This window comes from Enterococcus camelliae, assembly GCF_042685105.1.
GTDB lineage: Bacteria > Bacillota > Bacilli > Lactobacillales > Enterococcaceae > Enterococcus_G > Enterococcus_G camelliae.
Window position 1 is genome coordinate 17,959 of the sequence record NZ_JBHUMO010000003.1, and the last position, 9,279, is coordinate 27,237.

Sequence of the window (9,279 nt, forward strand, 5' to 3'; positions counted from 1 at the left end):
TCTGTTTGCTCATTCCTCACGAAAGAAGCCTCAGAAAGTTTGCGCTGATAAAAGGCAACAAACTCTAGTGATAACGGCACTACCGGTCATTCCTACTAAGTCACCTTTTCAGAAGAACACTCAAGAATGTGTAGTCATCTTTCTCGTACTCTTTCTCATCGACCAAGAGCTTTCTGAAACTACCAAAGACGTTTTTTTCTCTCATCGTTTTCTTATATTTATCCAATATAATAAGATTATTACCCTTGATTTGCAAGCAAAAGATGCAATTTTCTTAAAATAAGCTATAATTTATGACATAATTAATGAGAATAGCATGAAAAGGAAGGTACCGCGATGAACTATTACGACCAACATTTACACACGCATTTTTCTTACGATTCCGAAGCAGACTTTGTTCCCTACCTTGAGGCCTTTGACGGCATGGTGGTTACAACAGAACATTTTGACCTTGCCAATCCTGTGACCCACCAAGATGATGCACCCGACTATCAGGCTTATTCCCAAACGATTGATGAATTAAAGAAAACCTATGGCAATCGGATCCTCAAGGGCATCGAGATTGGGTATATTGCTTCTGAAAAAGAACGAATACTTGCTTATTTAGCAGACAAAACCTATGATATCAAATTGCTAAGCGTCCATCATAACGGACAATTTGACTATTTGGACGATTTCGTAGCAGACATGAATCCGCAAGAAATCATCCCAGCCTATCTTTCACAACTGGAAGAAGCAGTCGCAACCATTCCTGCAAATGTTTTTGCGCACTTTGATTATGGCTTTCGCTTATTCAACTTATCTGTGTCAGACTTACAAACGTTTGAACCCCACCTTACACGACTTTTCCAAGCCGTCATCGCTCATGATCTCGCTTTTGAGGTGAATGCCAAAAGTGCCTATCTCTACAACAATCTTGCCCTGTATGACTATGCAATTGATCTTTATCAAGCGCTCGGTGGTACCTTATTTACCATTGGATCAGACGGACATAAACTCGCACATTTTCGACTCCATTTCGATGACCTTTTTGACTTGCTTCATCAAAAGGGCATCACGGAATTAGTCACGTATCAAAATGGCAAACCAACCATGGTAAAATTTTAACAATAAAAAATGTACGCCTTTGTTTGCCCAAACGTGGCCAATCATTGGCGTGCATTTTTTTGTTTGAAATCGACTAATGCAATGTTTTTTTCAATGTGACACAAGCGATGCCATCTTCTTGATAGACTTGTCCTTCTCGTTGATACCCAAAGGTTTCATAAAATGCTGCGGCTGTGATTTCCGCGTGAAGTTCAACCGTTTGAGCCCCTGCCTCACTTGCATAATTTTCTAATGATTGAACGACCGTGCGACCAAATCCCCGTCCGCGAAAGGCCTTAGTAGTTGCTACTCGACTAATCCGAACCGTTTGTGAATTGATCACCAACAACCGAGCAGTAGCGATTGGCTTTTCCCCTTGAAACAACACACTATAAATCGTGTTTGGACCATCTTGATCATCGAATTCTACCGATTGATTGATTCCCTTTCCAAGCACAAAAATGGCATAACGAAGATAGTGACTGGCAGCTTTTAAATAAGGGGCATTTCCCACGGCTACCGAATGGACTGTGTTCCGATAGACGCTTTGTTTTTCTTCGCTTCGTGCCACCCATTCTTCTCTTAAAATCCCATATTTAAGCGAATCAAAAAATTGATTTTGCCAGAAACGAACCTTGCGAACTCGTGCTTCTAGGCTCATACCTACTTTTTCTCCCAGTTTTTGCATACCGATATTTCCAGACCAAGTCGTAAAACCAATCGTTTGCAGATGCAAGAAACGGCCAAATAATTCCGTTAGCCATTGTTCTAAGGCTTGGGTTCCCACACCATATCCCCAATAGGAATGATCGTAAATCACAATGCCCATATCCAACCAACGGCGTAGCTGACCATCTTCCCAATAAGCCGTCACAATCCCAACCAGTTTGTCATCCACCACAATCGCTTTGCGTAGTGGATTGTCTACACTGTCTTTCCCCCAACCAGTTGCAAAAGTTTCCCAGGACAGAATTGGATCTTTAAAATAAGGCCCATCCCATTTCTTCCATTCCAAATCAGCGGTTGGTCCTTGACTAATCGCCCAAAGCTCCGCCAAGTCAGCTTGTTGAATACTCTTTAACCGTACCTTCATTTGTCGTTGTTCCTTTCCTACTCGTGCACTGTATGATAAAGCTGCTACTAACTGACCATTCAACAGCGTCGCTACTTCCTTCGTACCTTAGCATTTCACTTATTGCGTTACGCGTCAATTAACCAATGGAAAACTGGCATGCAAGCCATTCGCACTTTCTTGTCAGCCGAACATCTTTTTCAAAAAAATACCGCAACGAGACGCCTCGATGTTGAGTCCTTTTCCCTATGTAAAAACCAGCAGAAAAACGCAATTTTGGTCGACAAGTATGCTCGTCACGTTCACTTTTCTTGCCCTTAGTTTACCGTTTTTTTATCGTAAATCCTAGTATGAATGAATAATCCAGAAAAAAACATTTGACAAAAAGGAGAATTCAGCATATGATTCTAACCATAATTTAATTTAAAAAAAGCGAACAAAAGAGAAGTAACATAAGTTGGGCTTTTTCAAGAGAGCTGCCACTGGTGAGAATGCAGCAAAAGCACGTTATGCGAATGGACTTTTGAGTAAAATGCTGAATGCAAAGCTAGTAGGTGTTTTCGGGTACTCCCGTTATAGAGAAAGACTATTGTTGGATAGTTGAGTAGAGGAGATTGTTGCCCTTTTTGTTTATTTGGCAAACAGTCAATTGAGGTGGCACCGTGTATGCATATACGCCCTCAGGGAATCAAAGTGATTCCTTGAGGGCTTTTTTGTGTTCATTTGACGAAAGGATGAAGCATATGAGAAAAATAAAAGAATTGATGAGTGATTGTTGTACCCCTGTTTCCATGTATCTACGTATTTCGGGAAATAACAAAAGTTTACTGGAAAGTATTCCCCGCGATCGTGAGGATGGACGGTACTCCATCGTTGCAATAAACCCCGTCCACCATTTACAGTACAAAGATAACACGTTTTTCCTTGATGGAACAGCCTATGCTTTCCAAGATCCTTTAAAAGAACTTGAGCGCCTGACCACTACAACTAGCACTCCTTTGCCTGAGTCGTTGCCGTTTCAAGGTGGGGCCATTGGCTATGCCAGTTATGATTTGGCTTTTGTTTATGAAGCAACTCCCTTTATGCCCAAAGATGACTTGCAACTTCCTGAAATGCAGTTTTTCTTATATGAAACCTTCTTAATTTTTGATCATCAAAAAGAAAGCATTACCCTCGTTGCTGGCAATCAATACAGTCACCGAACAGAACAAGCTCTTGATCAAGAATTAATTGCATTAGAGCAAGCACTGTTAACCCCTTCGAAAGAGGAATTACGCGTGCCAACAGTTGAAAAGCTTGCCTTTTCTAGCAATTTTACCCAAGAGGAATTTGAAACGGTCGTGAAAAAAGCCAAGCAGTATATTGAAGATGGGGATTTGTTTCAAGTTGTCCCTTCCCAACGTTTATCCAGTGCGTTCCATGGCTCTGCCTTTGATTATTATCGGCATCTTCGGCTAAGCAATCCCTCTTCCTACTTGTATTTTTTGCCTTTCGATGACGTTACCATTATCGGAAGTTCCCCCGAAAGTCTGGTTCGGGTCAAACAACAGACGGTCACCACCAACCCGATTGCGGGCACGCGGAAACGGGGACAAACCAAAGCCGAAGATCAAGCACTAGCCGATGAATTACTTCACGATGAAAAAGAACGAGCAGAACATCAAATGCTTGTCGATCTTGGACGCAACGATATTGGAAAAGTAGCTGTCAGTGGTTCTGTCCATTTGCCTTTGTTCATGCAAATTGAACGCTATCGCCACGTAATGCACCTAGTCTCGGTTGTCGAAGCGACCTTGGCTGATCAAAAGACAGCAATGGATGCACTCAAAGCTACCTTACCTGCGGGAACAGTCAGTGGCGCACCAAAAATTCGTGCGATGCAACGTATCTATGAATGGGAACCCACACGAAGAGGTTTATACGCTGGGGCAGTTGGCTATCTCTCCCAAGATGGTCAGGCGGATTTTGCGATTGCCATTCGAACAATGGTTTTAAAAGATGGGCAAGCATATGTGCAAGCTGGGGCAGGAATTGTTTACGATTCTCACCCCACAAATGAGTACCACGAAACGTTGCAAAAAGCCAAAGCTTTACTGGAGGTGAAGAGATGATTTTAGTGATAGATAATTATGATAGTTTTACCTACAATTTGGTTCATTTATTAGCCGGTGAAGAGGTGCGTGTGGTACGTAATGATGCCCCTGATTTACTTGAACAAGCGCATCTTGCAGATGGCTTACTCTTCTCCCCTGGTCCAGGCTATCCCAGTGAAGCAGGATTGATGGAGGCTTTGATTGCACGTTATTACCAAGAAAAACCGATGCTCGGTATTTGCTTGGGCCATCAAGCAATTGGTGAAACATTTGGTGCGAGCATTATCCATGCACCCACGATAATGCATGGCAAACAATCCACTATTTTTTGCCAACCAACTGGACTCTTTGAAAACATGGACGCCAAGCAAACGGTCATGCGTTACCATTCCTTAATGATTGATCCTGCAAGTCTACCAAATGAATTGGAAGTGACAGCTACCACAGCGGATGGTCTCATCATGGCCATTCAACATCGAGATTATCCTGTCTATGGTCTTCAGTACCACCCAGAATCAATTGGTACAGACCACGGACAACAGCTCATTCAAACATTTTGTAAGAAAGTAGGAATGTCTCATGCAACCACTCTTTGAAAAAATTTATCAACAACAATCCTTAACACGTGAAGAAATGAAACAGTTGGCTACGGCTATTTTCGACGAACAACTAACCGATGCACAAATCAGTGCGCTATTAATTGCCTTAAAACTGAAAGGCATCACCAGTAATGAATTAACCGGGCTGGCAGAAGTCATGCAAGAACGCGCACAAGCAATGCCCCAAACCTCCCTTGCATTGATGGACAATTGTGGGACAGGCGGCGATCATTCCAACAGTTTTAATATCAGTACCACTAGCGCTTTTGTGCTTGCCGGTGGTGGGATTAAGATGGCCAAACACGGCAATCGAAGCGTATCTAGTCATGCGGGTAGTGCCGATGTATTGGAATTACTCGGTGTTCATTTACAAGCCACCCCAAACGAAATTGATTTTCTTTTACAAGAAGTAGGGATTGCGTTTCTTTTCGCCCCCGCTTTTCATCCAGCAATGAAAGCAGTTATGCCCATCCGCAAACAGTTGGCTACCCCAACTATTTTTAATTTGATTGGTCCGATTATTAACCCCTATCGTTTAGCCACTCAACTTATGGGGACATTTGCTGGGGAAACGCTTGTTGAAACAGCGAAAACACTTGGAAAATTGGGACGGACTCGCGCCATTGTCGTTCAAGGAGCTGGAGGAATGGATGAAGCAAATTTAGCAGGAACCACTCAATTCGCTTTATTCGCAGATGATCAAGTCACCACTCATCAATTTACCCCTGAAGAGGTGGGATTACCACGTGTACCACTCGCAGCAATTCAAAGTGAATCTGTCGTACAGAATAGAGATATTTTGCTTTCCGTGCTCCAAAATGAACCTTCTGTCTATTACGACACCGTTTGCCTGAATGCTGGGTTGGGGTTCTTTGCAAATGGTCTGACATCGGATCTCTTAGCCGGCATTCGACTGGCAAAAGAAGTCATCGCATCCGGTGCGGCTTTTGCGGCCCTGCAATCACTTATCACCCACCAAAAGGAGCTGAATTAATGGATTTTCTAGCAACCATTTTAACCGAAAAGCGAAAAGAAATCGCCCAATTTCCTAGCATAGTTCAGACAACGACACAAACCAAGCGTCCTTCTTTTTATGAATTGGTGAAAAATAACCCTACACATATGCACGTAATTGGTGAAATCAAGCGGGCTTCGCCTTCAAAAGGGGACATCAACCTTGCCGTTGATATCATCACTCAAGCCAAAGCTTACGAAAATGCAGGTGTTAGTGCTATTTCGGTATTAACGGACGCTGTCTTTTTTAAAGGTTCCCTTGAAGACTTACGTATCGTTGCTGCCGAGGTCAATGTCCCGCTCCTGTGCAAAGACTTTATCCTTGATCAAAAGCAACTCCTTCGAGCCCAAGCAGCTGGAGCTAGCATTGTCTTGTTAATTGTCGCGGCTTTACCTCAACACACATTGCAAGAATTGTATCATCAAGCAACGGCCCTTGGTTTAGAAGTCTTAGTAGAAACACATAATGAAGAGGAGTTTCAGCGTGCCAAAGAAATTGGTGCAACCCTCATCGGCGTCAACAATCGTAATTTAAAAACTTTTGACGTCACCATTGAAACCAGTCAACGCTTGAATCCACCAGCAGATGGTGCTATTTACATCAGTGAATCTGGATTTCGAACAGCCCAAGACGTGCAACAAGTTGCCCAAGCTTACCAAGGGATACTGGTCGGGGAAACCTTGATGCGCGCAACTGATATTCAACGAAAGGTCCAAGAATTGCAGGTGAATCGTCCATGACAAAGGTAAAGATATGCGGCCTATCCACTGTTGAAGCCTTAACCTGTGCGATTCAAGCCGGTGCCGATTACTTAGGATTGGTCTTTGCTGAAAGCCCTCGTCAAGTAACCATTGAACAGGCCAGCCATCTCTTGCAACAAGTACCCATTCCCAAAACAGTCCAAACGGTTGGCGTCTTCGTCTCACCAACCCGTCACCAATTACTCGAAACACAGCGCCTAACTGGAATCGACCTTGTCCAAATTCACGGAGAACTTCCAGCGCTTCAAGACCTACCTTTTCCTGTGATACACGCGCAAGCAGCCACCCAAACGCTGAAGCTGGACCCCATAGAAACCGACTATATATTGTTGGATGCACCCGCAACTTCTTACCAAGGAGGAAACGGCAGGCCTTTCGATTGGTCAAGTATTGATCCAACAACTCTTCCTGCTCAAAAACTATGGCTAGCTGGTGGTCTGAATGCAAACAATGTTCAACGTGCCATCCATTACTTTCATCCATTCGTAGTTGATGTATCAAGTGGCGTAGAAACAAATGGTCAAAAAGATTGTCAAAAAATACAGGCATTTTGTCAAAAAGTAAAGGAGAATCCCTATGTATCAAGAACCTAATATTGACGGCTTCTTCGGTGAATTTGGTGGTCAATTTGTCCCAGAAACGCTGATGTACGCTGTAAAAGAACTCAATGACGTCTATGAGGAATCGAAAGTTGATCCCGCTTTTCAACAAGAATTACGCTATTACCTCACTCAATATGTTGGACGCGAAAATCCGCTGTATTTTGCCGAACGCCTAACCAAAAAATTAGGTGGAGCCAAAATTTACCTCAAACGCGAAGACTTAAATCATACCGGTGCCCATAAAATCAACAATGCGATTGGTCAAGTTCTACTCGCTAAAAAAATGGGGAAAAAGAAAGTTGTTGCGGAAACGGGAGCCGGACAGCACGGAGTAGCCACTGCCACTGCCGCCGCACTTTTTGGGATGGAATGTACCATTTTTATGGGGGAAATTGATGTCAAACGCCAAGCTTTGAATGTTTTCCGCATGGAACTGCTTGGCGCCAAAGTCGAAAGTGTCACCTCTGGTAGCAAAACATTAAAAGATGCCGTCAATGAGGCCATACGCTATTGGGTAGCCAATGTTGAAGATACCCATTACGTGATGGGATCGGTTCTTGGACCTCATCCATTTCCTGAAATCGTCCGTGACTATCAAAGCATCATTGGCAAAGAAAGCCGTGCACAAATTTTAGAAGCAGAAGGCAAACTGCCAGACGTCGCCCTCGCTTGTGTCGGAGGTGGAAGCAATGCGATGGGGTTATTCTATCCCTTTATTGAAGATGAAACTGTTCGCTTAATTGGCGTAGAAGCGGCTGGAAAAGGTCTTAACACCGAAGAACACGCTGCCTCAATTACGAAGGGCAGTATTGGCGTTTTGCATGGAACCAAAATGTATCTCTTACAAGATGATGATGGTCAAATTCAAGAAGCTTTTTCAATATCAGCTGGATTGGACTACCCTGGCATTGGCCCCGAACACTCCTTTTTGCATACCATCGGCCGAGCAGAATACGTAACAATTGATGATGAGGAAGCCGTAGCAGCTTTTCATTTATTATCAGAAACAGAAGGCATCATTCCAGCACTTGAAAGCGCCCATGCAATCGCTCACGTCGCTAAATTAGCACCAACCTTGACACCAGAACAAATCATTGTCATCTGCCTTTCAGGACGTGGAGACAAAGATGTCCAACAAATCAAAGATCGAATGGAGGCACAACAATGAAACCACTAACGCAATTCTTTCTTGCAAGAAAAAAAGCCGGCCAGAAAAGTTTTGTTCCTTACATCATGGCAGGTGCAAATGGTTTGGAACAATTAGAAGCAGAAATACAAATGCTTACCGTAACTGGTGCGACTGCTATCGAAATTGGTGTGCCCTTTTCTGATCCCGTTGCCGATGGACCCGCCATTCAATTGGCAGGAATTGCCGCCAGAGATCATGGAACAACCCTTAAAAAAATTATCCAACAACTTCAAAAAATAGATAGTCCCGTTCCACTCATTTTGATGGGCTACACCAATTCTTTTTTTCATTATGGAATAGAAACGTTGGTTCATGATTTAGCACAAACTGCCGTTGAAGGATTAATCATTCCTGATCTCCCCTATGAACATCGGCAGCTGATACTCCCTGTGATTGCGACATCCAATCTAGCACTTATTTCGCTTATCTCATTAACCAGCCCTCTTGAGCGCATCCAACAACTCACCAAAGATGCCCAAGGATTTGTCTATGCCGTCACTGTCAATGGAACCACTGGCACAGGCCAAACGTATCGAAAAACACTCGATGAACATTTAGAAAAAATCACGGAACTAAGCCCAATCCCCGTACTGGCCGGCTTTGGCATTTCCAATGCGACACACGTTCAACACTTTCTAAACTGTTGCGATGGCGTGGTTGTCGGCTCAACAATTGTCACCTCTCTCCAAAAAAATGGTATAGATGGAACAAACGAATTGGTGAAAGAACTGACTCGTCCATTGCAACAGTTTCATAAGTAATGTCTCCTGAACAGTAATTTTTCCTTGATATAACAACATTTCCCTCTAATTTTTGATATAATAGGTGCATGATTTTTTTCAGATTACTGGCATAAATCGTG

9 protein-coding genes, 1 pseudogene and 1 other annotated feature are annotated in these 9,279 nt (G+C 43.2%); of the genes and pseudogenes, 8 read left to right on the forward strand and 2 right to left on the reverse strand.

Annotated elements, in window-relative coordinates:
* Window positions 1-336: 336 nt before the first annotated feature.
* A complete protein-coding gene (locus tag ACFSR0_RS00795; protein ID WP_379978933.1) occupies window positions 337-1,107 on the forward strand; it encodes a PHP domain-containing protein in 771 nt (256 codons plus the stop codon).
* A 73-nt stretch (window positions 1,108-1,180) separates the two neighbouring features.
* Here ACFSR0_RS00795 and ACFSR0_RS00800 read toward each other — a convergent pair whose 3' ends face one another.
* A complete protein-coding gene (locus tag ACFSR0_RS00800) occupies window positions 1,181-1,657 on the reverse strand; it encodes a GNAT family N-acetyltransferase (protein WP_379978949.1) in 477 nt (158 codons plus the stop codon).
* A pseudogene (locus tag ACFSR0_RS00805) lies at window positions 1,658-2,179 on the reverse strand (GNAT family N-acetyltransferase); the annotation flags it as partial.
* 405 nt (window positions 2,180-2,584) lie between these two features.
* Window positions 2,585-2,843 (forward strand) — a binding site (T-box leader).
* A gap of 58 nt (window positions 2,844-2,901) precedes the next feature.
* On the opposite strand from ACFSR0_RS00805, the gene trpE reads away from it, so the two are divergent.
* Genes trpE through trpA form a run of 7 tightly spaced genes read left to right on the forward strand, consistent with a single transcriptional unit; the run spans window position 2,902 to window position 9,178 of the window.
* Window positions 2,902-4,269 carry an anthranilate synthase component I gene (gene trpE, locus ACFSR0_RS00810; protein WP_379978935.1) on the forward strand — a complete coding sequence of 456 codons (1,368 nt, stop codon included), beginning with the start codon at window positions 2,902-2,904 and terminating at the stop codon, window positions 4,267-4,269.
* Window positions 4,266-4,847: an anthranilate synthase component II gene (locus ACFSR0_RS00815; RefSeq protein ID WP_379978937.1), complete on the forward strand. Its 582-nt coding sequence runs from the start codon at window positions 4,266-4,268 to the stop codon at window positions 4,845-4,847. Before trpE ends, ACFSR0_RS00815 begins: the two co-directional genes overlap by 4 nt.
* A complete protein-coding gene (trpD, locus tag ACFSR0_RS00820; protein WP_379978939.1) occupies window positions 4,831-5,844 on the forward strand; it encodes an anthranilate phosphoribosyltransferase in 1,014 nt (337 codons plus the stop codon). The genes ACFSR0_RS00815 and trpD overlap by 17 nt, the downstream gene beginning before the upstream one ends.
* Window positions 5,844-6,605 (forward strand): indole-3-glycerol phosphate synthase TrpC, encoded by a 762-nt coding sequence (gene trpC / locus ACFSR0_RS00825; protein ID WP_379978941.1) that lies wholly within the window; start codon window positions 5,844-5,846, stop codon window positions 6,603-6,605. Before trpD ends, trpC begins: the two co-directional genes overlap by 1 nt.
* Entirely contained in the window at window positions 6,602-7,219 is a 618-nt protein-coding gene (locus tag ACFSR0_RS00830) for a phosphoribosylanthranilate isomerase (RefSeq protein ID WP_379978943.1), read from the forward strand. Before trpC ends, ACFSR0_RS00830 begins: the two co-directional genes overlap by 4 nt.
* Window positions 7,203-8,396 (forward strand): tryptophan synthase subunit beta, encoded by a 1,194-nt coding sequence (gene trpB, locus ACFSR0_RS00835; protein WP_379978945.1) that lies wholly within the window; start codon window positions 7,203-7,205, stop codon window positions 8,394-8,396. The genes ACFSR0_RS00830 and trpB overlap by 17 nt, the downstream gene beginning before the upstream one ends.
* A complete protein-coding gene (gene trpA / locus ACFSR0_RS00840) occupies window positions 8,393-9,178 on the forward strand; it encodes a tryptophan synthase subunit alpha (protein WP_379978947.1) in 786 nt (261 codons plus the stop codon). Before trpB ends, trpA begins: the two co-directional genes overlap by 4 nt.
* The last annotated feature ends 101 nt before the right edge of the window (window positions 9,179-9,279 follow it).

What these genes read in the sequence shown, in the direction of transcription:
- trpC (WP_379978941.1), top strand. Translation starts at nt 5,844, where the DNA reads ATGGATTTTCTAGCAACCATTTTAACCGAAAAGCGAAAAGAAATCGCC.
- ACFSR0_RS00830 (WP_379978943.1), top strand. Translation starts at nt 6,602, where the DNA reads ATGACAAAGGTAAAGATATGCGGCCTATCCACTGTTGAAGCCTTAACC.
- trpB (WP_379978945.1), top strand. Translation starts at nt 7,203, where the DNA reads ATGTATCAAGAACCTAATATTGACGGCTTCTTCGGTGAATTTGGTGGT.
- trpE (WP_379978935.1), top strand. Translation starts at nt 2,902, where the DNA reads ATGAGAAAAATAAAAGAATTGATGAGTGATTGTTGTACCCCTGTTTCC.
- ACFSR0_RS00815 (WP_379978937.1), top strand. Translation starts at nt 4,266, where the DNA reads ATGATTTTAGTGATAGATAATTATGATAGTTTTACCTACAATTTGGTT.
- ACFSR0_RS00795 (WP_379978933.1), top strand. Translation starts at nt 337, where the DNA reads ATGAACTATTACGACCAACATTTACACACGCATTTTTCTTACGATTCC.
- trpA (WP_379978947.1), top strand. Translation starts at nt 8,393, where the DNA reads ATGAAACCACTAACGCAATTCTTTCTTGCAAGAAAAAAAGCCGGCCAG.
- trpD (WP_379978939.1), top strand. Translation starts at nt 4,831, where the DNA reads ATGCAACCACTCTTTGAAAAAATTTATCAACAACAATCCTTAACACGT.